Genomic DNA, 26,025 nt, shown 5'->3' with positions numbered 1-26,025 from the left:
CGTTAGTTTTGAATAGCCATTTCAAACGGGTTGGTATAGTAGCGCCCGCCTGTATCTAACCATTCCGACAGCAACTTTAATTCGCTGTTATTAAGAAAACCCGCGTGGCTTCCATTGACGGCAAACTTATCGAAAAAACGACCGCTATTGCGCGCGCTGCCGCGCTGCATACTAGCCCTAACTGGCACAGTAACCAAGACAGGATCGGTACAGACGCCATTTGCATCGACTATGGGGTTGCCATCGATATCGACATTACACTCTCCCGTTTCAACGAGTTCATCTTCTAACAAGCCCGTTTCATCGTTGAGTATTTGTTTATTGTCCCCTTGGGTCAGCTCAGTATAGGAGGTCATTGCACGGTTGGCCGCCACTTTTAGGCGTGTTAAATCCAGTTGGCCATCGGGCACCTTGGTGACACTCACGCCCATCACGTCAGCCGTCGGCGCGTGGCAGGCGATGCACTGCGTCGCCGTCGCCGTATCTATCGTCATGGGCGGCCGCTCCCGCTCCCAAAAATATTGGATATGGTATTCGTAATTAATGACAACACGGCAATTGGCATTCCAGCCGTCATCTTCGCGGCAGGAGGTCGGCGTTGGTGCAGGAATATCATCAGGTAAGCTACCGGGCACTAATTGATTGTATCTATAAGCGAAGGCAGGTGTTTTTGCGACGCTCGGGGCGCTCCACTCATCGCGATAGACTAAGTCCATCACCGGTGTGCGCAGATTGCGCTCTTGCCCAGGCCCCGCCATAGGGTAGCAGCTACCGCCATCGCTCGGGTCTTCGCAATAGGTTGAGCGCTCGGCAAATTCCGCCATTGTCTGCCCCATATTGGGCGCTAAGGGCGCACCTAGCGCATCATAACGTTGGGTATTAGGGAATGAGGCTGCCGTTGCCGCACCGGCATTGATCGACTGCGGTGCCAGCCCGCGACGACCATGTACTACTTCTGGCTTTTTAGCATCGTGACAACCGTTGCATTCAAGGGTTTCGCCGGGGCGCAACTGCAACCAATTGGTGTGATTAGCGCTAATTTGCTTGCCATCTTTATCTAAAATCTCAAATGCGAAGGCCACATCGGCTGGGACTTTTACCTTGACGGAACCGTCCGGCTCAACGGGCGCGTAGCCCAAAATCTCTTGAATGCCGCGATTGCCGTTCATGAGGTTACCGTAAATATTATCGTCTTGATCATCCAATATCTGGTCATTCGGCACGCTCACCGCTTTCACTAAGCGAATAAAGCGCGCTGGCCGCTGACTCGCGGGCGCTGCCGCCATAGCCGCAAGGTTCGCTGGCACATTGCGGAAACCTAGGTTGCTGAAGGCTCCATCCAAATCATAAACGCTGCGAATATGCAGCATGCCGACATTTTCCCGCGCTAAATCCACATCCACCGAGGAGGGAATATACGCGGGCGGAGTGATAAGTTTTTCGAGTGCAATCGCCTCAGTAAATAACTTGCCGTCCTGCGCCAAAACCACCGGTAATTGAGTTTGATTTACCGTGTCGTAAATCCAAATGCCATATAGCGGCGGCGCCTCTTGGTAACCCGCGACAGGGACACCATCGACTAAGTAAGCGGGCAAACAGGGCACCAACTTCAAGGTTTCTATCAACTGTAAGCGACATTGACTCCAGCTTACCAAAAGACGATTGGTGCCATCATAAAGAGGTGCAAGGGATGCAAAACGACCGTGCAGAGAAACTGCGTCAATCGCAATATCGACAGGCTTAATGGAAATGGAACTGGGCTCGCCTTCGGCAGTGTCACGGCCATCGAGCAGCACCATATCTCCGCCTAACTGGGTTTCATTCTGCATATATATAGCGGCAATACGATCATCGGGCATTAATAAAGGGCGAAACAAGCGCGGCGTCGTTTGCATGGCATCCGCAGGTTCTAGATTCAAACTGAAATAACCAAAGTAGCGCTGCGCATCAGTACCATCAGGGTTGGCGGTGTAAAAACTGAGATGCTCACCTTCCCAGCGTAAAAATAACAAACGACCATCGAGCATGACCGTGGGCGCTATATCGTGGCTTTGATTGAAGCTGAGCTGCTGAATATCCGAGCCATCTTCTTTTACGCTGTGCAGTAACAGGCTGGTGATATCGCCATCCTGTGTAGTAGTAGCGCCAAACTGAGGTTTGCCTTCGTCGAGCAGTATTTCTTTGCTGCGCTTTTGGCGATTAGAGGTGAATACAATCCGCCCATCAGATGAGTAGTGCGGGCTAAGGTCGTCGCCTTTTTCCGCCTCAAAATTGGAGCTGATAACGCGGCGCAAAATTTTGGTTTTTAGGTGATATTCCCAAATATTCCAGGTGGGTTGCTCATCGTCATCAAGATCTGGGTCCGCTGGCGCACGTAGGGAAAAGATAATCCGGGTGCCATCAGGATGGGCCGAAACATCGCGCACATCATAATTGGGCGCCGCCGGGGTGAAGTTAGGGTCATTGGCAAATACATCGCGGGTCACATTAATAGTCGCCGCTTGTGCCGTAGCGCGCTCTTTAATGATTAGCTCCGCGCCAGGATTAAAGCCGTAGGGTTCGAATACATTGGGAAAAACCGCCACCCCATCTTCATCGAGCGGAATGGGGCGCTGTACATAGGCGATAGGTAAGTCAGCTACTACGGGATCTGGGGCCTGGCCCGCGTTACTGCCGCTGTTGGCACCACCGCCACTGCTGCCACCACCACAAGCCGCCAACATAAACGCACCGACAAAACATGTGCCCACCGTTAGGGCGTTTTTTCGAACGAGCGTTCCGAGCAACCAAGAAACCCAAGATGCGTGCTGCATAGCCTAACGCCTTTTAAAAACAATAATCGGTAATGGAGATAGAGAGCCTAGCAGCTCATGATAATGACAGCCGTCACTCTGAGCTAACTCATTGAGCATCTAAGTTAACACACCGCCAAAAGAGCATTACATTGTCTGGGAATCACGCCCGTTAATCTCTCGATTTAGTCACGCTTCATCGGTTGACCCAGACGCCAAGCCTACCTACATAAGCGCCAAAAAGTTGAGGGCGATGCCAAACTCATCGATATTGCTCATTAAAGCTGATATCTGCTCTAAAAAACCAAAAATTGATACCGATTAAACATTATGTGACCCAGTCGACAAGCCAAGGGGCTAAGCCCGCATAGGTTTAAACGGCTAAGCTACCTATACTTAGCCACCTATATTGATTTTTTTGGATTAACTCACTTTTAAGCCGCACCGAGCCTTGCACACGTCAGGCGTGGAACTGCATTCCCACTACAGTCGGAATACATTCCTTCATAAGCGGCAGTCGAATCACCAGCCCACTGACCAGCAGTAATACTGCGCGGGAGCAAACGTGAACCAACAGCTATTTATCTATTTTCGCCAGACGCTATTGCGCCCAGCCTGTGCGCTCACTCTGAGCCTGCTTGCCATGCAAACCTTCGCTGGCACGCGCGAACAGGCGCTGCAAATTCACAACCGCATTGCAGGTGTACCGCCGAGCGAGGCAGTGCTGCTGCAAATGACAGCCAAAATTGACGCAGGGCAAACGGCCGATGCGGTGTCTATCGCCATGGAGAACGAGGCATTTTACAGTGTAACGCTCAAAAATCTGGCGACACCTTGGACCAACCGCGACCGCACTATTTTCGCTCCGCTCAATGACTACACCGCCACGGTGATAGGTTTGGTACGCGACAATGCCGACTTTCGCAGCCTGCTCTATGGCGATGTGCTCTACACCAGCAATGCCAGTGGTTTGCCCGCCTATTCCACCAGTGACAACAAGCATTATGAAGCGCTTGAAACCCAAGGCCTGAGCCTTAAAAACACCCTGCAAGCTGTCAATCAAACTGCACTGAATGGCCTGCCCGCAGACGCCACCTCAGGCGTAGTCACCAGCCGCGCAGCCGCCAAGGCCTTCTTTATTGATGGCACCAACCGCGCCATGTTCCGCTTCACCTTAATTAACCACCTCTGCCGCGACTTAGAACAGGTACACGATGTCACCCGCGTACCTGACTTTATTCGCCAAGATGTAAGCCGCAGCCCCGGTGGCGACAGCCGGGTCTACCTCAACAACTGCATCGGCTGTCACAACGGCATGGACCCTATGGCCAAGGCCTATGCCTATTATGATTTTGAACACGATATAGACGCAGACCCAACGGGCGAATCAGGCAGCTTGCATTACAACGCTGCAGGCACCTTAGACCCCATCACTAACAGTCGCGTTGAGAAGAAATATCTGCAAAACAGCACCACCTTCAAACCCGGCTATGTCACCACCAATGACGACTGGCAAAACTATTGGCGCGCCGGTATTAACAGCCATCTCGGCTGGGATACCAGCCTTAACGGCGCGGGCACTGGCGCCAAAACCATGAATATGGAACTGGCCCACAGCCATGCCTTTGCCAGCTGCCAAGTTGAGAAGGTGTTTGACAACGTTTGTCTACGCAAGCCAGCAGATGCCGCAGATCGCAGCAAAATAGCCGAATTTACGACTAAATTTGCCAGCAGCGGCTACCACTTAAAGCAAGTGTTCATCGACACTGCCGACTATTGCAAGGGTGAATAAGATGACCACACAGCTCATGAAAAAAACACCAACACGCACCTTGGCTAACCTAAACCTAAAGGGTGCAGCGCTGCTACTTAATAGCTGTATTTTGCTCGGTGCCAGCCTGTTGCTCAGCGCCTGCGGCTCCGGCAGTAGCGCCAAGGTAGAGCCCAATAACCCTCCGCCGCCCGTCAGCGGCAGCGACAACTTTGTTTACAAAGGTGAAAAGCCAGCGGGAACCTCGGATATCACCAAGTTTCAAACCGAGCTTTGGGTCAACATCGCGCGCCCTGATCGCTGTGGTGGCTGCCACACCACACAAGCCCCCGCCTTTGCACGCGCCGATGATATTAACCTCGCCTATGCCGCGGTCATTGATAATGGTTTAGTCACTTTGTCCGACCCCGCCCAATCGCGCCTCGTTACCAAGGTTGCCAGCGGCCACAACTGCTGGACCTCAGACCCTGTCGCCTGCGGCGATATTATGGCGGGCTGGATCAGTAAATGGAGCGGGCCGAGCACCACCAGTGCCAACGATGTCACCCTTAAGGCACCCGCCGACAAAGAAATTGCCAACAGCAAAAGCTTCCCTGTGGATAGTGGCAACTTCGCCGCTACCGTGCACCCAGTACTAACCGAATACTGCTCTGGTTGCCACTCGGAAACAGCTATCACCAAACAACAACCCTACTTCGCCAGCAGCGATATTAACGCCGCCTACCAAGCGGCGCGCAGCAAAATTCGCCTCGACAACCCCGCCGCGTCGCGCCTCGTACAGCGCTTGCGTACCGATTTCCACAACTGCTGGGATGACTGCGCCGCTAACGCCAATGAAATGCAGGCCGCGATTGTGAGCTTTGCCAACAATATCAGCACCGTTGAGGTAGACCCCGAACTCGTTGTAAGCAAGGCCGTGGGCCTTGGTGATGCCTTTGTACTCACCAGCGGTGGGCGCGTCGATACCGACATCATCGCCAAATACGAATTTAAACAGGGCAAGGGCACAGTAGCCTTGGACACCAGCGGTATTGATCCCGTTGCCGATCTAAACCTTATCGGCAATGTTGCTTGGAGCAGCGCTTGGGGTATTAAAATCGCCAACAATGGCCGCGCGCAAGCCACCACCGTGGGCAGCAAAAAGCTCTACGATTTAATTCGCGGCTCAGGCGAATACACCATCGAGACTTGGGTGATTCCAGACAATGTCGATCAGGGCATGAACGACAACGATCCCGCCCGTATTGTCAGCTACTCCGGCGGCACTACCGAGCGCAACTTCACCCTCGGTCAGTACGAATACAACTACAGCATCTTAAACCGCACCAATAAAAGCGATGCCAACGGCGAAAAAGAGCTACACACCAAGGACAACGATGAACGCGTACAGGCCTCACTGCAACATGTGGTGGTGACCTTCGATCCGGTCAATGGCCGCAAAGTCTATGTGAATGGCGAATTCACTGGCGACATGGACCCTGACAAAGGCGCGGTGCTAAAAGACTGGGACAGCGGCTATGCGCTCGTCGTCGGCAATGAAGTTTCAGGCAATCGCCTCTGGCTTGGCAGCGTGCGTTTCCTCGCCATTCACAAACGCGCCATGAGCCCTGTGGACATTAAAACCAACTTCGATGTCGGCGTAGGCGCGCGCTACTTGCTGCTCTTTAACATCTCGCAGCTGATTAATTTGGAGCAAAGTTACTTGGTATTTGAAGTGCAGCAACTGGACGACTACGGCTACCAATTCAGTGCGCCCTTCTTCACCAATTTGGCGGGTACCACTCCCAGCACGGACATAACCCTTAAAGGTATTCGTATAGGTGTAAATGGTGCGGAGGCGCATAGTGGGCAAGTGTTCGCTAACCTCAACACCACCATAAACGCTAACGCCATAGTCGATGGACGCCAAGTCTTGTCGCCACTCGGCACTGTGGTAGAAGCCAAAGCTGGCCCCGAAGATGATGTATTTTTCCTTACCTTCGACCAAATTGGCAGCAACGACTACGCGCGCACCGAACCCGTTACAGCACCACCGGCAGCCGCTGCTGACATCGCCGACCAACCCAACTTGGGCCTGCGCGATTTCGCAGAAATTAACGCCAGCCTCGCCGCTATGACCGGTGTGCCGCCTACGACCAACCTCGTCGCCAGCACCTACGCCAAAGTGAGACAACAGCTGCCCACACTCACCAACCTGGACGGTTTCCTCGCTGCCCATCAAATGGGGGTAACCCAGTTAACGGTTGCCTATTGCAATGCTTTAGTTGGCAATAGCAGCGCAGCCAACAGCCTGCGCGATTCATTCTTTAGCGGCTTTAATTTTGCGGGCACACCCGCCAGCGCGTTCAGCACCAATGGCCGCAGCCAAATTATTGAACCTTTATTGCAGCGCTTACTGGCCGATGAGGTGCAAAACAGCAGCGGCCCCGATAGCGCCTTAACCAATCAAGCCAATCCCGCTGCGCTGCGCTTAGAGCTAAATCAATTGATCGACGGCATGACCAGCTGTGTTGCCAGCAACAACTGCAGCAGCGATCGCACCCTCACCACCGTGAAAGCCACCTGTGCCGCGGCACTGGGCAGCGCTGTCATGTTGTTGCAATAGCACTGAATATTTGAGCGAGAAACCATTATGGCTAAGAACAAACAACCTCTGCATCCCGATGCTCCGCTACTGCTCAACAACCATCGCCGCCCCATGACCCGCCGCGAGCTTATCGCTCAGGGCTTTAAACTGGGGGGCGGCACGCTGGTCGGCGGTTCGCTGCTGAGCATGCTCAACCCCGCCATGGCTGCCAGTGTTAGCCTCTCAACCGACGTCGCGGCAGCGCGCACGGCATGCGGCATACTGTCGCAAGGCGCGGGCAAAATTCCGTTTATTTGCTTTGATTTGGCCGGCGGTGCCAATATCGCGGGCTCTAACGTTTTGATTGGCCAAAAAGGCGGCCAACTCGACTTTCTAAGTGCAGCGGGCTACAGCAAACAGGGGCTGCCGGCAGATATGGCACCCACAACCTCAACCGCTGGCACCCAAGTGAATACCAGCCTTGGGCTCGCCTTTCACAGCGACAGCGCACTGCTGCGCGGCATTACCAGCAAGATAAACCCAACAACGGCGACCACGACCAATGGCGCAGTAATCGCTGCACGCTCAGAAAATGATACTGGCAACAACCCTCACAACCCCATGTATGGTATTAACCGTGTGGGCGCCAACGGCTCGCTGTTGGCGCTCATAGGTTCGCGCGCCAGTGACTCAGGTGGCAACTCTATGGCTCCCTCATCGCTGATCAATCTAGAAGTGCGCCCTACCAAGGTCGACAACCCTAACGATGTGACCGGTTTGGTGGATGTGGGCGATTTGGTTAACTTGATGTCGCAAGAAGACACCGTCAAGGTGATGGAATCCATTTACCGCATCAGCGATAAAAAACTCGATAGCCTCAGCGATTTCGGCACCAGCCGCGATGCAAAGCTCAAAGAGTTGGTGCGCTGCGGCTATGTGAAAAGTGCCGATCTCGCCGCGCGCTTCGGTAACCCTGCCGATATAGATCCGAAACAAGATACTGACTTAGTCGGCGCCAATGGCGTATTCAGCCTTGCCGAAGTACTCAGCGATGGCGAATTCAGCAAAACCGCCTCAATCGCCAAGCTAGTGGTAAATGGCTATGCCGGCGCAGGCACCATTACCATGGGTGGTTTTGACTATCACACCGGTGACCGCTCCACCGGTGAACAGCGCGATGAACGCGCGGGTAAATGTATCGGCGCCTGCCTCGAATACGCCGCGCGTAAAGGCGTGCCGATTATGATCTACGTGTATAGCGACGGCTCCGTATTCAGCAACGGCATGATGGACAACTCCGCCATGGGCCGCGGCAAAGGCGTTTGGACTGGCGATGACCAGCAGACTGGCTCTGCCTTTTTCCTCGTTTACAACCCCACGCGCCGCGCCGTACTCATGGAGGGCACCAGCAGCGACCCGGCCACCATTAGCGACACGCAGCGCAAGCATCAACAAATCGGCTATATGCGCGCCAGCGGCGACGTAGAGACATCCTCAAGCCCTGCCGGCAACAACGTCAATTTACTGGTGGAAACGGTCATACTCAATTACATGGCGCTCCACAATCAACAGGGGCAAATGCGCAACCTATTCCCCGGTACGGGTTTGGGTTCCGCCACCATGATTGACCGCCTCACGGCATTTCAACCTATATGCAATGGAACTATTGGCTTCCCTAGCTAGTCAGAGTTATAACAGTTCTCCTCTGTGATTAACCAAACCCCTTCAGCCGATAGACATCTATCGGCTTTTTTATTTTCGCATTCCCCCATAGCGCTAAGCCATGCATAATCCCCGCAACAAAAATCAATACAATAATAAACAAGAGCCTTAACCATGAAAAAAAACCTATTTGCAGCGAGCCTTTTATGCTCCGGCCTTTTTTGCTCCGCCTTTAGCATCAATGCTCAAGCCAAAATTCTCTGGCAAGGCGATTTTGAAACAGGTGATCTTAGCCAATGGCACAATCTCCTCAACCCGCGGGTAATCAGCATCAATAGCCAATGCAGCTTTGACGGCAAATATGCAGGGCAAGTGAGTTTGAGTGGTGACGAAGATTTATTGTGGAAGGGGCGCAAGGATTTAAACCGCAGCGAATTTCATTACACCCCCGTTACCGGTTCAACCAGCGAGGGAAAAGACACCTATTTCAGTTTCAGTTTTTATTTGCCCAAAGCGCTGGACAAAGGCCGCAATGAATTAGGCTATTGGGAGTCGGATAAAACCTGGCAACAGATGTTGCGCTTTAATATCAGCGGCACTGATTTTAGCTTTCAAGAAACCGCAGCCGCAGCACCTGCTTGGACGATCAAGAAAGGGGCGAAGCCCGGCCAATGGCACAAGGTCGCCATGCATATTCACTGGTCTACCGATGCGAACAAAGGCTCAACACAAGTTTGGTTTGATGGCAAAGACATGGGCAAACAACAATTCAAAACACGCTATGCAGCAGACTCACAGATGTTCACCCAAATGGGCATACTGCGCAATCAACAAAAAAATGTCGATGTGATTTTAATTGATGCAGCCATGGAGGCAGACAACCTTACTGAGCTGCTAGAGCGCAATCAGGATAAGATCGGCAAAAAATGTCGATCGCTATAATCCTTTAAAAAAAGCAAAAAAAACGCAGTGCCCATATGGGCACCGCGTTTTTTTACACCTGAAAATACTTAAGATTTTTGCTTAAGTAAATCGCGAATTTCAGTAAGCAGCAGCTCTTCTTTTGTCGGCACAGGCTCTGCCGCAGGTGCTGCAGGCGCCGCCTCTTCTTTGCGTTTCATTTTATTGAGCCCCTTAATCACCATAAAAATGGCAAAGGCAACAATGGTGAAATCCAATATGGTTTGTAAGAATTTTCCGTAGGCGATTGTGACGGCATCTTTGCCTTCTATGATCGCCGGTAAGGCAACAGCCAAATCAGAGAAGTCTACGCCACCAATCATCCAGCCAATTGGGGGCATAATGACATCAGCCACCAAAGAGCTAACGATTTTGCCAAAGGCTGCACCGATAATAATACCGACCGCCATATCTACCACATTACCCTTTACCGCAAACTCTCTAAACTCTTTCATGAAGCTCATACAAATCCCCTTTTATGGCTATATTTTTACAATAAAAACACTACGAAAATTCGTATTGTTTAACTTATACCTTAATAAATTGCATAAACCAAGAACATAAATCTCATCTAAGCACAGAGAAGCACCTAATCATCTTCACGCTGCGCATATACCTGCACATCTTCTTCCGCAATTTGAACATTGATAATAATGGGCTGACAACACACTTGACAGTCCTCGGTGTAGCTCTGCTCGGCGCAAGAGCAATCAACTAAGATACTGATGCGCTCACCACAATAAGGGCAAGAAATACTGTGTTCTTGTAAAAGATTCATACACATGTCTCCAGTATCAATAGACGCTAAACAGCATTAATAAGCGCTCGGGTTATCAATACCCAGCTCATCCCAAATACTGTTAATTTTATCAGTCACAGTCGTGTCCATCACAATTGGCGTGCCCCATTCACGCGTAGTCTCACCGGGCCATTTATTGGTTGCATCAAAACCCATTTTAGAGCCCAAGCCAGATACCGGCGAAGCGAAATCCAAATAATCGATGGGGGTATTTTCGATCATCACGGTATCGCGCACGGGATCCATACGTGTGGTCATGGCCCAAATCACATCTTTCCAATCGCGCGCGTTCACATCATCGTCAGTCACTATGACAAATTTGGTGTACATAAACTGCCGCAGAAAACTCCACACCCCCATCATTACCCGCTTGGCGTGACCGGGATATTGTTTCTTAATAGTCACAACGGCCATGCGGTAGGAGCAGCCTTCCGGTGGCAGATAAAAATCCACAATTTCGGGAAATTGCTTTTGCAAAATCGGCACAAAAACTTCATTGAGCGCAACACCAAGAATGGCTGGTTCATCCGGCGGACGGCCAGTGTAAGTGCTGTGGTAAATCGGATCACGGCGGTGCGTAATGCGCTCAACCGTAAACACCGGAAAATTATCGACTTCGTTGTAATAACCCGTGTGGTCACCAAAAGGGCCTTCGGGTGCCATATCACCAGGCGCTATATAACCTTCTAAAATAAACTCAGCGGACGCGGGTACTTGTAAATCATTGCCGATACATTTTATGACTTCAGTTTTACCGCCGCGCAACAATCCGGCGAAACCGTATTCCGACAGCGTATCCGGTACGGGTGTTACTGCACCGAGAATGGTGGCGGGATCAGCACCTAAGGCAACAGCTACCGGAAAGTTTTTACCAGGGTTTTGAATTTGAAACTCACGAAAATCTAAGGCGCCACCGCGATGACTGAGCCAGCGCATAATCAGCCGATTTTTGCCGATTTTTTGCATGCGATAGATGCCGAGATTTTGCCGTTCTTTGTGTGGCCCGCGCGTGACGACTAAGGGCCAGGTCACCAATGGGCCTGCATCACCTGGCCAGCAAGTTTGAATCGGCAACAAATCCAAATTGACCGCATCACCCTCTAATACCACTTCTTGGCTTTGCGCTTTACTCAGCACCTTGGGCGCCATATTTAACACTTGTTTGAATACTGGCAGCTTATCCCATGCATCCCTAAAACCTTTGGGCGGCTCTGGTTCTTTTAAAAAGGCTAAGAGTTTGCCCACGTCGCGCAGCGCTTCAACCGATTCCTGCCCCATACCCAAGGCAACGCGCTCGGGTGTACCAAACAAATTCGCAAGCACGGGAATGGTGTAGCCTTTAGGATTTTCAAATAGCAGTGCGGGGCCACCTGCACGCAGTGTGCGGTCGCAAATTTCGGTCATTTCTAAATTGGGATCAATCTCGTGAGTAATGCGCTTAAGCAAGCCGCGAGTTTCGAGCAGGGCGATAAAATCGCGCAGATCTTTATATTTCATGGAAAAAAACCACTGGGGCGGAAATGCAAAACGCCTTCCGCCATTTAATGTCATAGCGGAAGGCGCTTCTCGTTTCCGCCCCAAAAATCAAGCCAGTAAACTATTTCACTGAATATTATTTACGTTTCATTGACTGGAAGAATTCGTCGTTGTTTTTGAAGTCTTTCAATTTATCTATCAAGAACTCCGTTGCCGCAACATCTTCCATATCGTTGAGCAAACGACGCAGGATCCACGCGCGCTGCAACTCATCTTCTTTCATTAGTAAGTCTTCGCGGCGAGTACCGGAGCGACGCACATTGATTGCAGGGTAAATACGTTTCTCTGCAATTTTACGATCAAGATGAAGCTCTAAGTTACCGGTACCTTTAAACTCTTCGTAGATAACCTCGTCCATTTTGGAACCCGTATCTACCAGCGCGGTAGCGATAATACTCAGGCTACCGCCCTCTTCAATATTACGCGCAGCACCGAAGAAACGCTTTGGACGCTCAAGTGCATGTGCATCCACACCACCGGTTAATACTTTACCCGAGGAGGGAATTACGGTGTTGTAAGCACGCGCCAAACGCGTGATAGAGTCGAGCAGAATGATCACATCTTTTTTGTGTTCAACCAAACGCTTGGCGCGTTCAATAACCATATCCGCAACCTGTACGTGACGCGCAGGCGGCTCATCAAAGGTAGAGGCAACCACTTCGCCGCGCACCGAGCGTTGCATTTCAGTTACTTCTTCAGGGCGCTCATCAATCAGCAATACAATCAAGTGACATTCGGGGTTATTGCGCGTAATCGCCTGCGCAATATTTTGCATCATGATGGTTTTACCCGCTTTAGGCGGCGCGACAATCAAACCGCGCTGACCTTTACCTATGGGGGCAATCAAATCGATGATACGGCCGGTGAGATCTTCAGTAGAGCCGTTTCCCGCTTCGAGCACTAAACGCTCATCGGGGAAAAGAGGGGTAAGGTTTTCAAACAGAATTTTGTTGCGCGAGTTTTCAGGCTTGTCGAAGTTAATTTCATTAACTTTCAAGAGCGCAAAGTAACGCTCGCCTTCTTTTGGTGGGCGAATCTTGCCCGAAATAGTATCGCCAGTACGTAGGTTAAAGCGGCGAATTTGGCTGGGCGAGACATAAATGTCATCGGGGCCGGCCAGATAGGAACTGTCTGCAGAGCGCAAAAAGCCAAACCCATCAACCAAAATTTCCAGTACGCCATCACCTGAAATATCCTCACCACTTTTCGCGTGACGCTTGAGGATATTAAAAATAATGTCCTGTTTGCGCGACCGCGCAAGACTTTCAAGCCCCATTTCACGGGCTATATCAATGAGTTCTTCAATGGGTTTTGTTTTTAGGTCGGTAAGATTCATAAGAAAGACTTTGTGGATGAGTGAGAGTAATGCAGATGTATGCCAATTGGCGGATTTAGGTTTACAGAAAGACTCTTTGTTGAAGAGGATAGTGGCGTTTTTTGCTCTTATTAGTCGCTAATTAGGCTACGATTTTTAAAATTTAATGCTTTTGCAAGCGGGTAATTACTAGGCTGCTTGCGCTTCGACAAACTCGGCTGGGTGTTTCTGGGTCTGAACAACGAAAGTACAGGGAAGAAAACAGCAGGGAGTTAGAGCTACTTGGCCATTTATGCAGAATCAGGCGGGTGATTCAAGGCGACACAAGTATCAGATGGTTCGAGTATAGCGGCAAATATTCAGCAGTGCAAAAACAAATTGGGCCATATTGCTATGGCCCATGCTTTTTATAGCGCAGCTTTAATAAATTCAACGAGTTGCGTTTTAGTCAAAGCGCCCACTTTAGTGGCGTGCGCAGCGCCATTTTTAAAGATGATCAAGGTTGGAATGCCGCGAATACCGAATTTGCTGGGAGTTTCTTTATTGGCATCGACATCAACCTTAGCGATTTTAATTTGACCCTCAAATTGCTCTGCCAAGTCATCTAATATAGGTGCAATCATTTTACAGGGGCCACACCATGCCGCCCAGAAATCAACCAGAACAGGTACATCAGCACTCAACACTTTTTCCGCAAAATCTGCATCACTTACGTGAATAATCGCGTCACTACTCATAACAACTCCAGGCTCTAGGCTTTAAAATGGAGGGAACTTGATCCCAAAGAATGCCTGCAATCATAAGGATTGGAAGCAAGGCAAGCAAGGAGAAAAAAGCAATGAGAGCTATAAAGGTCCACTATTCGCACCTTTAAATATCTAACCCCGTGTAGGCTTTCCGTGCGAGCCCAACCGCATCAAAGGCGCTATAGAGCCCCTTAAAGGTGATGGGTTTAGAAAGGTAGTAATCCATCCCACTGGCAAACACCGCATCGCGATGCTCCTGCAAGGCATGGGCAGTAAGCGCAATAATTGGTACTGGCTGCCATCCCATGCGCAACTCAAACGCACGAATACTCAACGTTGTTTCAAAGCCATCCATTTCAGGCATTTCACAATCCATCAAAACCAAGTCAAATCGATGTTCGCCATTCTCTACTGCATGACAGGCCTCTACGCCGTTTTCTGCAAATACAGGAATAATGTGTAATTTACCCAGCAACCCCTTAATGACCATGCGATTCACAGGATTATCTTCAGCCACCAAAACATGCAGATGCGCAAAGCGGTCTAAATCTAAAGGAGCTCGCTCCGCCTCTTGAATCGGTACCCGGCCATGGCTTAGCTGTGCAATTAATTCTTGGCGCAAGTTGTTAATGGATATGGGCTTGCGCAATAGTGCGCGAATGCCGAGCCGCTGCAATTGATGCTGGTCGTGATATACGTCACCACCCGTAAACATAAACAACGCTAATTGATTAAATTCTGGAACCTCTTTCAACCACTGCGCTAGTTCAAAGCCTGTGGCATCGGGTAGCGAGTAATCAAATACTATAAAATCAAAGGGCTCGCCCGAGTGCATAGCCTGTTTAAGTTTCGCGAGAGCCGCCTTAGCGGTAGGTGTAGCCTCAAGCTCAACGCCCCAACTGCGACAATGTCCCGTCATAAACTCCATCAGCTTTTCGCTGGTTTCCACCAACAGCAACTTCTTCGACTGCAGCAGCGCAGAATGACGATCAAGATCCCCACCGCTCCAATCACAGACATCCACCACCTGCATTTGTGCGGTAAACCAAAAGGTTGCGCCCTGCCCTTTGAGACTATCGACACCTATTTGCCCATCCATCAGCTCCACTAAACTTTTACTAATGGCTAAGCCCAAGCCGGTACCGCCGTATTTGCGTGTCGTGGATGCATCAGCTTGATTAAAAGAGTCAAACAAATTTGGAACGCTCGCCACATCTATACCAATACCGCTATCCTGCAGCTGAAAACGCAACAGCACAGTATCTTGCTTTGTCTCTTCCAGCAGCTGCACTTCTAGGGAGACAAAACCCTGGGTGGTAAATTTAAAGGCGTTGCCCAGTAAGTTCATTATGACTTGACGCAGGCGCGTTGGATCGCCCTTGAGCCACTTGGGAACATTCGGACTCAAGCCTCCGAACAACTCTATTTGACGTTTATTGGCAGTAGGGCCAAACAACTGAATACAATTTTCCACCAACTCACTCAGGTCGAAGGTGGTTTCCTCCAACTGCATTTTTCCCGCTTCAATTTTGGAGTAATCGAGAATGTCATTAATAATGGCAAGCAGGGTTTCCCCAGAGCGGTGAATTACATCTATATAGTGTTTTTGATTTTCATCAAGCGGAGTGTCACGCAGCATCTCCAGCATGCCAATAACACCGTTCATCGGCGTTCTAATCTCATGACTCATAGTCGCGAGAAACTGGCTTTTTGCGCGACTGGCATCTTCTGCCAGATTTTTTTGGCGACGCGTTTCTAGCTTTTCTTCTTTTTCTGACAGTAGTGCCAGCTCAATAGCGTGACGCTGCTCAATATCATCCAGCAGGGTTTCACGCATGTGATTAATCGCATTAACAACATTATCCAGCTCATCTGCCGTACTGTTAATTTTCATGCGCCGAAGTTTAAGTGGTTTGGTCAAACTTTCTAAATTCAGATGGCGGGCATAATTGGCGATTGCGTGCATATGACGAGTGAGCAACGTATGCACCAGCCACACAATAAACAAGGCGATAATAAGTGTTTTTGTGCCCTGCACCAGCGCGATGAAAAATGCGCGCTCCCAGAGCTTGTCATAAATACTATTGAGACTAGCGGTGATAGTGAGCAGCCCCAGATCTTGCGCCGAAGTGCTGTCATCTTCATAAACTAGAGGGTAGGTGCGAATGAGAAACTGGCTTTTTTTGGTTTCCAGATCTTTGGCATTGTAATTTTTATTGCTAGCAACCAGCGTCTGTTTAGCGTTATTCCAGTCATGCCATACCACGCTGACCTGCACGACATCTTCAACGTCCAACACGCTGTTGATTTGAATATTGAGTTGTTCTTGATCGAAGCCCCAGAGACTTTTGGTGATGCTTGCCAGGGTACTAATGCGCACCTGATCAAGCCGCTTCTCTAAGGCCGCGACATCGTCATTAAAGCTACTGTGCAATTGCAGTAAAATTGCCAGCAGCGTAATCACTGAGCTACTGATGATGATCAGGCCCAGCAAGCGCGCGGCTATGGGATTTTCACGCATATAGCGTCTGATGTTGAGCATCTCTACTGGCCATTCCTAGCGCTAAGAAGAATTAATTTACTGCTTTTGAGTGTAGCAGCAAATAACCGGATTCCCCTAGCTGATAAGAGCAGAAAATACACCACTACTCCTCTCGGCAAGCAAAGACGCAAACACTACGTCGTCTAAACCCAACCAACAACTCAGTTAACGAAACCTGAGCGCAACTGCAGCAACAAATATTCAGCTTCTTCGTTAAATTGACGCTGATCATCTGAACTGGCCAGTTGCGCTCGCAGTGCGTAGACATAACGCCGCAGCGCGGATGGGCCGGTTTTACCTGCTTGAATCCACTGTTTGTATATTTCACGCACCAAGCCGACCCCAGACGGGCCGCTATAGCTGAGAAAAATCTCATCAAGTTGCTGTATCGCTCGCGCCACCACGGGCAATATAGCCTTGTGCGGAATAGCATAGGTTTCTCGTATTGGACTTGGCATGATCTGCTCCTTTATGACCGCTTCCTTAATTGACGCAGCGCGGTTTAACAACAGCGCTGCGTCCTCTCAAAAGATCAAATAATCTTGCTCCTAAGTTAAGCCTATTTATCTCAAGGTCATAAGATCATTTACCTCTAACGACACAGCATTTAATAAGTCAGATATAAAGCCTGTCGGAATGATGTTTTCATACCTCAGGTGAACCTATTAAAGGTTTTATCCCCTCTCCACCAAGAACAATCTCGGCTTAGGAAATAATTCTTTTTCGTGTGCCCACACCTAAGTCTATTTTTTCACAATAGATGGTTTACAATGCCGCCGTTTCCGCTGTAGCGTGCAAGTCGTTGTGCAGCGGAGCACTCCCTTCCCTTTTCCTTTGCTCTCCATCGCCAACACTCACGCTTAGCGCACCTAGCAACGCGGGCAAGTTGCGGCCCAAGCAGAGGAAAACGCTGTGTAGCCTGTTGCGTTTAGACGGCCCACAAGAGTTGTTCATTAGTCGCCACACCTTTGGAGCAAAAATATGTATCGCTTTACCCCGCGTCTAATTAAGCAGTTCGCGCAGCTGAGCCTCAGAACATTATTCGCACTTAGTTGCCTGATGCTAAGCCTGGCCGCGCAGGCGCAGTCATCCACGCCAGCTGCGACGCCAGTCGCTATTGCGGCTATGACTGACATAGGTCAGCCCGCATTGTTTGATGCCATCGCCTCGCGCGCCAAACTGCTCGCCAAACGCGACTATAAAGCGGTGGAAGCGCATATTCCTGAAGCCCTTGCGAAGATGGATTACGACCAATATCGCTCTATTCGCTTTCGCCCTGAAGCCTCGCTCTGGCACAACGAAGCCTTATTCGAAATTCAGCTATTTCACGCGGGTTTTCTTTATCACGAACCCATTATTTTGCACATGGCAACCGATGGCGCCGACTCTGCGCTGCAATTTAAACAAGAATTTTTTAACTACGATGGCCCCGCCGCACCACTTGCTGGCGTTGCGCCCGACAACATTGGTTTTGCTGGGTTTCGCATTCACTACCCGCTTAACAGCAACGAATACAAAGATGAATTTGTGGTATTTCAAGGCGCGTCTTACTTCCGCATGGTCGGCCCAGGCTTGGCGTATGGCTTGTCTGCGCGCGGCTTAGCCATAGATACCGCCGAATCCAGCGGCGAAGAATTCCCTGTATTCCGTGAATTTTGGATGGTAAAACCAGAACCAAATGCGACGCATATGGTGATGTACGCACTGCTCGACAGTCCTTCAATCACGGGCGCCTATCGCTTCGAAATCATGCCTGGCGCACCGACCGAAATGAGTATCGAAGCGCGTATTTTTGCGCGTAAAGATATTAAAAAACTGGGTATAGCACCGCTTACCAGCATGTATATGTTCGGTGAAAATCACACGCGTTATGTAGACGACTTCCGTCCTGAGGTGCATGACTCTGACGGTTTGCTGATGGCGGCATCGAATGGCGAGTGGATTTGGCGTCCGATTAGTAATCATCGCCAACTGCACGTTTCATCGCTGTCTGACATCAACCCAAAAGGTTTTGGGCTGCTGCAGCGCGACCGCGACTTCAACAATTACCTCGACATGGAAGCCAACTATGAGCGCCGCCCCAGCATGTGGGTAACGCCTGAAGGCGACTGGGGTAAAGGCCGCGCCGAATTGGTTGAGATCCCCAGCGACAGCGAAGCCAATGACAACATTGTGGCCTACTGGGTACCCGAGAAATCATTAAAAAGCGGCGAATCTCGCACCTATAAATATCGACTGCGCAGCTTTGATGACCACGTTGCCGAACAACTGGGCGCACGCGTTATTCGCACCCGTATTGGCTGGGGTGCCAACCCGGCACAAGCCAATCCACCACCGCGCAGCAAGCGTAAATTTATAGTGGACTATCGCGGTGGCGAGCTGGAAAACTTCTCGGCGGATGCGCCCCTGCTCGCCGAAATGCAAAACAGTTCAGGCACCATCACCGAATTGAAGGTCAACCAATTACCTGATAAACGCACCTGGCGCGTATCCTTCAAGCTTGAGCCCGAGGGCGACAAGCCGACCGACATGCGTCTCTTCATAAAATTACGCGATCAACGTTTAAGTGAGGTTTGGAGTTATGTCTGGTACCCAGATGCCATCTAATGCCATGACAGAATCCACCCCAAATACCACCATAGCGCTACCCGCAAAATCCTTGCGGCGCTATGTGTTTTGCATACTCAGTGTGATTACCGCGCTCAGCGGTATGAACATCATGTATCAAATCCTTAGCGCCAATGGGCTTACCGCTCTAGAAGCGGTGATTCTGGTTTTATTTGCGATCAGCTTTTGCTGGATCAGTGTCGCCTTTTGGAGCGGGCTATTTGGCTTTGTATTGCAGATGCTCAAAATAGATCCGCTCACACTGCGCTCTACTCGTAGCATCACCGCCAACCCATCACCGCTGCGCAGCCGCACGGCGGTGATAATGCCTATTTACAACGAAGATACGCACCGTGTAATCGCGGGTTTTGAAGCGACCTTACGCTCGCTCGAACTCACCGGCGAAATAGCGCATTTTGATTTTTTTATGCTGAGCGATACCACCAAGCTCGATGTTGCGCAGGCTGAACTTAACGCTTGGCAGCAATTGACTGAGCGCTTGGGGCCACTCAGTGCGCAGGTTTTTTATCGCCGCCGCGCCAAAAACATCAGCCGCAAGGTGGGCAACATCGCCGAGTTTTGCCAGCGCTGGGGTGCTAACTATGAAAGCATGATAGTGCTGGATGCTGACAGCATCATGAATGGCGAGTGCCTGTTAAAAATGACCCGCGCTATGGAAGCCAACCCGCGCACAGGCTTGATTCAAACCATTCCTATACCTGTGCGACAAACCACTTTTTTTGGGCGTTTCGTGCAATTCGCCGCCGTGCTCTACAGCCCCATGCTCGCCACTGGCCTCGCCTTTTGGCAAACCGATGCAGCCAACTACTGGGGGCACAACGCCATCATTCGCGTTAAAGCCTTTATGGGTCATTGCGGCCTGCCCAGCATTGAAGGCAAAGCGCCCTTTGGGGGCGACATTCTCAGCCACGACTTTGTAGAAGCGGCACTCTTACGCCGTGCGGGTTGGGATGTGTTTTTATTAGCGGAGCTAGAGGGCAGCTATGAAGAAGTGCCCTGCAATATTATCGATTACGCCACCCGCGACCGCCGCTGGGTACAGGGCAATATTCAGCATTTAGGTATTCTGGATACAAAAGCTCTTCACCCGATCAGTCGCCTGCACTTTTTACTCGGCGCCACCGCCTATATCACCTCCTTAATATGGCTGCTGATGCTGGTGCTCAGCACCGCCGATGCGGTAGTGCGCGCACTCAATAGCAATGTGTACTTTAGCGAAGCCTATCAACTCTACCCCGATTGGCCCATCGCCAAAACAGGGCTGATTATTGCGCTCATACTGCTCACCACCCTCTTGCTCATGGGCCCCAAACTGCTTGGTGTGGTACTTGCGCTGACCCACAGACGCAAACAATTTGGCGGCACCAAGGCCATTATCAAAGGCGCCGCCATTGAGACCCTGTTTGCAGTGTTAATCGCACCGGTGATGATGATCTATCACGCCTATTTTGTAATTTCCGTATTGCTCGGTTTTAAAGTGAGCTGGGATGCACAGGATCGCGAAGGTCGGCTACTCAGTTGGGGCGAAGCCATAGCGCGCACCTCGCGTATGACCATTGCAGCGCTTGCTTGGGGCATAATGACGTATATGTACGCGCCCATTTTTTTCTGGTGGTTATTGCCAGTCTTAACCGGCTTAGTGTTGAGTGCACCTATAGTGCGCTACTCCAGCAGCTTGGATTTAGGCAGCAAAGCGCGTGCGCACCAGATCTTCATTAGCCCCGATGAAACCAGCGAAGACCCTGTGCTAACACACCTGCGCGAATTACTGGCCGCTGAGCACGCCGCACCCGAGGTTCCCGCTACGGCGCCGACCTTACCGCCCGACAACTGGAGCCATATGGAGCACAATGACCTCGATAAATATGTTGAAGCGCAACATTAACCTAGTGTGACCTAAGATTAACTAGTGCGACCTAAGATTAACTTGTTGCGACAAACCTTAGCCACGGGGCTAAAAAAGTAGACTAGATAAGCGAGTTCGGCTTTCTCGTTCGCCACCATAAGTACACCACTCCCACTGCCAAGCCAGCTACACCACCGGTGTAGCTGGCATTGTGCATAAAACCGGCCTGCACAAAGGCAACGGGATCGAGCGCACCGCTTACCACCCACGCCCGGTAATCATCAATCGTCGCAAGCGTTACCGCGCGCTGTGCCGACCACAAGCCCCACAGGCCCACAGCCAGTGCAGTCACGAGCACTAGAGTAAAACTCTGTGCGAGCAAGCGCGCCATACGCGCAGTGTCTTTACTGCGCAACCCAACCAAACCCAAGACTGCCGCTAACAACAAACCCATCCACCAGCTTGCCATCACGCCAACCCATGCAGCCCCTAAACGCGGCTGTTCATAGGCCCACGGCAGGTTGAATTGTTTGAATTTAAAGAGGGTGAAGTACTCAGATGAAACGCTGTAGCTAATTTGATTATGCAGTGCGCCATAGCAGCCTCCCACTATGCTACCGACGACCAAAGCTAATAAATAAATCATCCATTTAGACGATAAAAAACTCACAACGAGCCCCCTTCAAACATTTTCTCGACGAAGATTATCGAGATTTATATGCCAAGACAGGTCAATTAGCTTGCCTCGGCCCAGTGATTTGATTAGATTGGCGCCATGAATCAGACGCCACCCCTTATAAGCCAAATTCACGCGCGCCGCCATGGCCTGCGCAGATGGCTATGGGCGGCACTTGGTATTTTATTGCTGAGCGGATTACTCCAGCTCAGCCATAACCACGAATCCCACGCAACCAAGCAAGACGTTCATGAGTGTGTTATCTGCCAACACTCAGCGCAACTGGATAAGATATTACCGAGCAGTATCGCCCTTGTTGCAGTACTCCTATTGCTGCTGGAGCTGGTCTTACCGGCGCGCATAGCCCAGCGCAAACTTGCCCGTCTACACACATCCATTCGCGCGCCCCCTTCACAACTCCACGACTAAATTCACCTTTACTTTGAATTTTTCGCCAGAGCCTAGCCTCTGGTCTTTGGCTTTGCTGCGCGCACAGCCTATGGAGTTTCTATGAGCAATTTTCAATTAAAAAAATCATTACCTCTCGTTATCGCCAGCTTTGTTCAATTAAGCGTAGCGACCGCAAGCTATGCCGACACAACATCAACACCCAAGCATGCAACGAACATAGAAGAAGTCATTGTCAGCGCATCGCCGCTCGATAAAAATCGCGATGCGATCAATCAACCTGTGGCTGCACTTAGCGGTGAGGCACTACACCAAGCAGCGGCCTCCACCCTCGGTGAAACGCTACAGGGAACTCTGGGGGTAAGCACCGCCAGTTTTGGCCCAGGCGTAGGCTTGCCAGTCATTCGCGGTCAAAGCGACAACCGCGTGAAAGTCATGCAAGACTCTATCGGGACTATGGATGCCGCCAGCGCCAGCCCCGACCATGCTATTACGGTCGAGCCCCTACTCGCCAAACGCATTGAAGTATTACGCGGCCCCGCCGCACTGCGCTACGGCAGCGGCGCCATAGGGGGCGTCGTTAATGTGCTAGACAATCGCATCCCAGAGCAATTGCCTGACACTCTTGAAGGCGGTGCTGAACTGCGCCACAACAGCGTCAATGACGAAACCGCAGGCGTCGCAACGCTCACAGGTGCGGCAGGCGCTGTCGCTTGGCATTTGGATACCAGCCGGCGCAACAGCAATGACTTAGAGATTCCTGGCGCAGCCGCATTAGGCGTAGACGACCCCAGTGAAACAACCCAAGGCTATATCGCCAATACCGATGCGAAGTCCACCAGCAATACCCTTGGCCTCTCTTATATTGGCAGCGATGGATTTATCGGCATAGCCGTTAATCAACTCGATAACAACTACGGTATCCCCGCGGCAGCCCATGAACATGAGCACCATGAAGAACCGGAGATAGGTGCGGAGGAAGAGGCCGAATTAGTCCGGATAGACATGCAGCAAACGCGCATCGACCTCAAGGGCGAACTCAATGATCCTATGGTAGGCCTAGAAAAAATCAGCGCGCGCCTAGGTCATAACGACTATGAACACACCGAAATGGAAAATGGTGCGCCGGGCACTCGCTTCACCAATAAAGCCTGGGAAGGGCGCATCGAAGCCATTCACGCACCCTTCGCCGACTGGCGCGGCGCGCTCGGTTTACAGGCGGCCACACGCCGCTTTGCCGCCATAGGGGACGAAGCCTTCATACCTCAATCCGATATTGGCAACCTAGGCGTATTTTTTGTGGAGGAAACTAACCGCGGCGACTGGACCTTTGAACTGGGCGCACGTGCAGAAACCCAGCAAATAGATGCCGATACCGGCGCGCAGCTGCAGCATCACAGCCTAAACCTATCCAGCTCAGCGCTTTGGCACTTCAGCCCTGCACAGCGGATCAGTATTGGTTTGGCGCAATCTCAGCGCGCGCCCAGCGTAGAGGAGTTGCTCGCCAATGGCGCCCATCCGGCCACCAGCAGCTATCTCGTCGGCAGTGAAAATCTGCAGGAGGAAACCAGTCGCAATCTTGAACTGGGCTATCACTGGCACAGCGATTGGGTACAAGCGTCTATCAATGTTTTTTACAATAACATCGGCGACTTTATCTACGCCCGCGCCAGCGGCGCCGAGCAAGATGGACTCGCTGAATACCTGTACACCCAAGCCGACGCCACCTTCAAAGGCTATGAAGCAGAGCTCAACATTCCCTTCAACAGTAATTGGCGCTGGCGTGTGTTTAGCGATGCAGTCGATGCGCAGTTAGATAACCTTACCGGTGAAGCAAAATATCTACCGCGCATTCCCCCACAGCGCGTCGGTACTGGACTGAGCTATGAAGATGATCTATGGAATGGCAATCTCACCTACAGCTACAGCAGCGCGCAAAACCACCCCGGCGAACATGAGCTGGCGAGCGCAGGCTTTACCCGCGTTGATGCAAACCTCAGCTACAAACTTGCAGGCGGCGAGCTCGACTCCGTTATTTTCATCAAGGCCACCAACCTGTTGAATGCAGAAATTCGCACTGCAGCGTCGTTTTTACGTGCACAAGCACCCGAGGCTGGGCGCGGCATTCAAGTCGGTATTCGCTTCGCGCTCTAACCCAGCGGCAATTCACCTCAACGCAGGCGTCTATCCGTTGCTTTTCGTGGAACGGATAGACGCCCTGCTCGTGCGCACCATCGCATTCCCGTCCGTGTTCTCTTGCTACTATGAATCATCACCGATTCTCTTACACCTACACGAAACACTGGAGCCACCTATGAAAGCCATTCACGGGCTTAAATACTCCGCGCTGCTGATTGCAGCAACCCTATTAATCGCCTGCGGAGGCGGCTCTTCCGGCGCTAGCGGAAGTGGTGCCACTAGCACTAAAAGCGCAAACTCTCAGGCCAATGCCAGCGCTCTTGCACCCTTGAGCAGTAATGCAGTGAGCAGTAAAACCTTAAGCAGCGCGAACTTAAGCAGCACATCTCTAAGTAGTGCTTCTTTAAATAGCGCGTCTTTAAGTAGTGCGCCTTTGAGTAGTGCGCCAAAGCTCAGCAGCTCACTCGCCAGCAGCACCGCTGCAAATTCCTCCAACGCAGCCACCATTGCAGCACCACAAAATCTACAAATAACAGCGGGCAACGGTTCGGTGAGCTTAAATTGGAATGCTGTTGCAGGCGCCAGCGGTTACAACCTTTACTACGCCACAGACGCCAATATTGTTCCCGCCAATATCGCCAGCTTTGCCGAAGGTACGCAACGACAAAATGTCACATCACCCCTTAATATCACCTCCTTATCCAAAGATAAGCTCTATTATTTTGTGGTCACCGCGCGCAGCGCAGCCGCAGAATCTGCTGCGAGCAATGAAGTCAGTGCGATTCCTGCTGCGGTAACCTTGAGCTTGCAACCTAATGCACAAGAAACACTCGTGGTAGAACTGGTGAATCGCGCGCGCGCCAATCCCGATGCAGAAGCCATGCGCTACGCAATAGGCTTAAATGATGGCATTAGCGGCACGCCGATTTCCTCTACACCTAAAGCGCCGCTCACCCACAATCTCCTACTACTTGCTGCCGCGCGCAGCCACTCCCAATGGATGTTGGATACCGATATTTTTTCACATACCGGCATTAACAATTCCACACCAGGGGAGCGAATGGCCACCGCGGGCTACGCGTTCACGGGCAGTTGGAGTAACGGGGAAAACATTGCCTGGGGCGGCACCACTGGCAGCAGTATTAATTTAACAACCTATGCGGCGAGCCAGCATGAAGACTTGTTTAAATCACCGGGGCACAGAGTCAATATTTTAGGCGAGAGCTTTCGCGAACTGGGCGTAGGGCAACTGCAGGGTTATTTTACCTACGAAGGGAAAGACTATTTGTCGTCCATGATGAGCCAAGAGTTTGCGAAATCCGGCTCGAGCTATTTTATAACGGGGGTTGCCTATCAAGATCTCAACAACAATAATTTTTATGACGTAGGCGAAGGCCTAAACGGCATTCGCATTAAGCTAAACAACAAATATTATCTGGCCTTCGAGAGCGGTGCTTACAGTATTCCCGTTACCAATGGCAGCTACCGACTCGAGTTTTTTGGCGCCGCACTCAGTAGTTCAGCAGTTGCCAATATTTCAGTCAACAACGCCAACCTGAAACAAGATGTCATTAAAGCAACGAATGGCGCTGTGCGGCTAACGCCCTAACCGCCAAAGCGCGAATGATCAAACGCGAAT

General features: G+C 51.0%; 18 protein-coding genes. 9 read left to right on the top strand and 9 right to left on the bottom strand.

The window, feature by feature from the left end; genetic code table 11:
- Positions 1 to 2 precede the first annotated feature (2 nt).
- Complete coding sequence (locus tag AC0KUT_RS02965) at positions 3 to 2,813, bottom strand: HzsA-related protein (protein WP_488833380.1); 2,811 nt, start codon at positions 2,811 to 2,813, stop codon at positions 3 to 5.
- Between the two features lie 622 nt (positions 2,814 to 3,435).
- On the opposite strand from AC0KUT_RS02965, the gene AC0KUT_RS02960 reads away from it, so the two are divergent.
- From AC0KUT_RS02960 to AC0KUT_RS02945, 4 genes are all read left to right on the top strand, one after another.
- Entirely contained in the window at positions 3,436 to 4,584 is a 1,149-nt protein-coding gene (locus tag AC0KUT_RS02960) for a hypothetical protein (RefSeq protein ID WP_488835825.1), read from the top strand.
- Position 4,585: 1 nt separating this feature from the next.
- Positions 4,586 to 7,168: a LamG-like jellyroll fold domain-containing protein gene (locus AC0KUT_RS02955; RefSeq protein WP_488833377.1), complete on the top strand. Its 2,583-nt coding sequence runs from the start codon at positions 4,586 to 4,588 to the stop codon at positions 7,166 to 7,168.
- A 27-nt stretch (positions 7,169 to 7,195) separates the two neighbouring features.
- Positions 7,196 to 8,812 carry a hypothetical protein gene (locus tag AC0KUT_RS02950; RefSeq protein WP_488833376.1) on the top strand — a complete coding sequence of 539 codons (1,617 nt, stop codon included), beginning with the start codon at positions 7,196 to 7,198 and terminating at the stop codon, positions 8,810 to 8,812.
- A gap of 153 nt (positions 8,813 to 8,965) precedes the next feature.
- Complete coding sequence (locus AC0KUT_RS02945; protein ID WP_488833375.1) at positions 8,966 to 9,733, top strand: polysaccharide lyase family 20 protein; 768 nt, start codon at positions 8,966 to 8,968, stop codon at positions 9,731 to 9,733.
- A 68-nt stretch (positions 9,734 to 9,801) separates the two neighbouring features.
- Here AC0KUT_RS02945 and mscL read toward each other — a convergent pair whose 3' ends face one another.
- The 7 genes from mscL to AC0KUT_RS02910 all read right to left on the bottom strand — a co-directional run bounded on the left by mscL (position 9,802) and on the right by AC0KUT_RS02910 (position 17,147).
- Entirely contained in the window at positions 9,802 to 10,215 is a 414-nt protein-coding gene (mscL, locus tag AC0KUT_RS02940) for a large-conductance mechanosensitive channel protein MscL (protein ID WP_488833372.1), read from the bottom strand.
- Between the two features lie 125 nt (positions 10,216 to 10,340).
- Positions 10,341 to 10,529: a CPXCG motif-containing cysteine-rich protein gene (locus AC0KUT_RS02935; protein WP_488833370.1), complete on the bottom strand. Its 189-nt coding sequence runs from the start codon at positions 10,527 to 10,529 to the stop codon at positions 10,341 to 10,343.
- Positions 10,530 to 10,565: 36 nt separating this feature from the next.
- Entirely contained in the window at positions 10,566 to 12,047 is a 1,482-nt protein-coding gene (ubiD, locus tag AC0KUT_RS02930) for a 4-hydroxy-3-polyprenylbenzoate decarboxylase (RefSeq protein WP_488833369.1), read from the bottom strand.
- A gap of 115 nt (positions 12,048 to 12,162) precedes the next feature.
- Positions 12,163 to 13,422: a transcription termination factor Rho gene (gene rho, locus AC0KUT_RS02925; RefSeq protein ID WP_488833368.1), complete on the bottom strand. Its 1,260-nt coding sequence runs from the start codon at positions 13,420 to 13,422 to the stop codon at positions 12,163 to 12,165.
- A 386-nt stretch (positions 13,423 to 13,808) separates the two neighbouring features.
- The gene (trxA, locus tag AC0KUT_RS02920; RefSeq protein WP_488833366.1) at positions 13,809 to 14,138 is read right to left on the bottom strand and encodes a thioredoxin TrxA; all 330 of its coding nucleotides are present in this window, start codon (positions 14,136 to 14,138) and stop codon (positions 13,809 to 13,811) included.
- A 133-nt stretch (positions 14,139 to 14,271) separates the two neighbouring features.
- Positions 14,272 to 16,689 (bottom strand): response regulator, encoded by a 2,418-nt coding sequence (locus tag AC0KUT_RS02915; protein WP_488833364.1) that lies wholly within the window; start codon positions 16,687 to 16,689, stop codon positions 14,272 to 14,274.
- Positions 16,690 to 16,850: 161 nt separating this feature from the next.
- Positions 16,851 to 17,147, bottom strand: a complete 297-nt coding sequence (locus AC0KUT_RS02910) for a hypothetical protein (protein ID WP_488833363.1) — start codon at positions 17,145 to 17,147, stop codon at positions 16,851 to 16,853.
- Between the two features lie 523 nt (positions 17,148 to 17,670).
- Between AC0KUT_RS02910 and AC0KUT_RS02905 the strand changes: the two genes are divergently transcribed.
- Positions 17,671 to 19,296: an OpgD/OpgG family glucan biosynthesis protein gene (locus AC0KUT_RS02905; protein WP_488833362.1), complete on the top strand. Its 1,626-nt coding sequence runs from the start codon at positions 17,671 to 17,673 to the stop codon at positions 19,294 to 19,296.
- Positions 19,271 to 21,202, top strand: a complete 1,932-nt coding sequence (gene mdoH, locus AC0KUT_RS02900; RefSeq protein ID WP_488833361.1) for a glucans biosynthesis glucosyltransferase MdoH — start codon at positions 19,271 to 19,273, stop codon at positions 21,200 to 21,202. Before AC0KUT_RS02905 ends, mdoH begins: the two co-directional genes overlap by 26 nt.
- Before the next feature lie 82 nt (positions 21,203 to 21,284).
- Here the strand turns inward: mdoH and AC0KUT_RS02895 are convergent, their stop codons facing one another.
- Positions 21,285 to 21,833, bottom strand: a complete 549-nt coding sequence (locus AC0KUT_RS02895) for a signal peptide-containing protein (protein WP_488833360.1) — start codon at positions 21,831 to 21,833, stop codon at positions 21,285 to 21,287.
- Between the two features lie 105 nt (positions 21,834 to 21,938).
- Here AC0KUT_RS02895 and AC0KUT_RS02890 point away from each other — a divergent pair, with 105 nt between their 5' ends.
- From AC0KUT_RS02890 to AC0KUT_RS02880, 3 genes are all read left to right on the top strand, one after another.
- Complete coding sequence (locus AC0KUT_RS02890) at positions 21,939 to 22,268, top strand: hypothetical protein (RefSeq protein WP_488833358.1); 330 nt, start codon at positions 21,939 to 21,941, stop codon at positions 22,266 to 22,268.
- Positions 22,269 to 22,349: 81 nt separating this feature from the next.
- Positions 22,350 to 24,401 carry a TonB-dependent receptor gene (locus AC0KUT_RS02885; RefSeq protein ID WP_488833356.1) on the top strand — a complete coding sequence of 684 codons (2,052 nt, stop codon included), beginning with the start codon at positions 22,350 to 22,352 and terminating at the stop codon, positions 24,399 to 24,401.
- Positions 24,310 to 25,995 carry a CAP domain-containing protein gene (locus tag AC0KUT_RS02880; RefSeq protein WP_488833354.1) on the top strand — a complete coding sequence of 562 codons (1,686 nt, stop codon included), beginning with the start codon at positions 24,310 to 24,312 and terminating at the stop codon, positions 25,993 to 25,995. The genes AC0KUT_RS02885 and AC0KUT_RS02880 overlap by 92 nt, the downstream gene beginning before the upstream one ends.
- Positions 25,996 to 26,025 lie beyond the last annotated feature (30 nt).

The organism is Cellvibrio sp. 25HG11W-0 (assembly GCF_057815475.1).
This window is presented reverse-complemented; position numbering and strand designations above follow the sequence as displayed.

What these genes read in the sequence shown, in the direction of transcription:
- AC0KUT_RS02885 (WP_488833356.1), top strand. Translation starts at nt 22,350, where the DNA reads ATGAGCAATTTTCAATTAAAAAAATCATTACCTCTCGTTATCGCCAGC.
- mscL (WP_488833372.1), bottom strand. Translation starts at nt 10,215, where the DNA reads ATGAGCTTCATGAAAGAGTTTAGAGAGTTTGCGGTAAAGGGTAATGTG.
- AC0KUT_RS02950 (WP_488833376.1), top strand. Translation starts at nt 7,196, where the DNA reads ATGGCTAAGAACAAACAACCTCTGCATCCCGATGCTCCGCTACTGCTC.
- AC0KUT_RS02880 (WP_488833354.1), top strand. Translation starts at nt 24,310, where the DNA reads ATGCAGAAATTCGCACTGCAGCGTCGTTTTTACGTGCACAAGCACCCG.
- AC0KUT_RS02965 (WP_488833380.1), bottom strand. Translation starts at nt 2,813, where the DNA reads ATGCAGCACGCATCTTGGGTTTCTTGGTTGCTCGGAACGCTCGTTCGA.
- mdoH (WP_488833361.1), top strand. Translation starts at nt 19,271, where the DNA reads ATGTCTGGTACCCAGATGCCATCTAATGCCATGACAGAATCCACCCCA.
- AC0KUT_RS02890 (WP_488833358.1), top strand. Translation starts at nt 21,939, where the DNA reads ATGAATCAGACGCCACCCCTTATAAGCCAAATTCACGCGCGCCGCCAT.
- AC0KUT_RS02905 (WP_488833362.1), top strand. Translation starts at nt 17,671, where the DNA reads ATGTATCGCTTTACCCCGCGTCTAATTAAGCAGTTCGCGCAGCTGAGC.
- AC0KUT_RS02910 (WP_488833363.1), bottom strand. Translation starts at nt 17,147, where the DNA reads ATGCCAAGTCCAATACGAGAAACCTATGCTATTCCGCACAAGGCTATA.
- AC0KUT_RS02955 (WP_488833377.1), top strand. Translation starts at nt 4,586, where the DNA reads ATGACCACACAGCTCATGAAAAAAACACCAACACGCACCTTGGCTAAC.
- trxA (WP_488833366.1), bottom strand. Translation starts at nt 14,138, where the DNA reads ATGAGTAGTGACGCGATTATTCACGTAAGTGATGCAGATTTTGCGGAA.
- rho (WP_488833368.1), bottom strand. Translation starts at nt 13,422, where the DNA reads ATGAATCTTACCGACCTAAAAACAAAACCCATTGAAGAACTCATTGAT.
- ubiD (WP_488833369.1), bottom strand. Translation starts at nt 12,047, where the DNA reads ATGAAATATAAAGATCTGCGCGATTTTATCGCCCTGCTCGAAACTCGC.
- AC0KUT_RS02960 (WP_488835825.1), top strand. Translation starts at nt 3,436, where the DNA reads ATGCAAACCTTCGCTGGCACGCGCGAACAGGCGCTGCAAATTCACAAC.
- AC0KUT_RS02915 (WP_488833364.1), bottom strand. Translation starts at nt 16,689, where the DNA reads ATGCTCAACATCAGACGCTATATGCGTGAAAATCCCATAGCCGCGCGC.
- AC0KUT_RS02945 (WP_488833375.1), top strand. Translation starts at nt 8,966, where the DNA reads ATGAAAAAAAACCTATTTGCAGCGAGCCTTTTATGCTCCGGCCTTTTT.
- AC0KUT_RS02935 (WP_488833370.1), bottom strand. Translation starts at nt 10,529, where the DNA reads ATGAATCTTTTACAAGAACACAGTATTTCTTGCCCTTATTGTGGTGAG.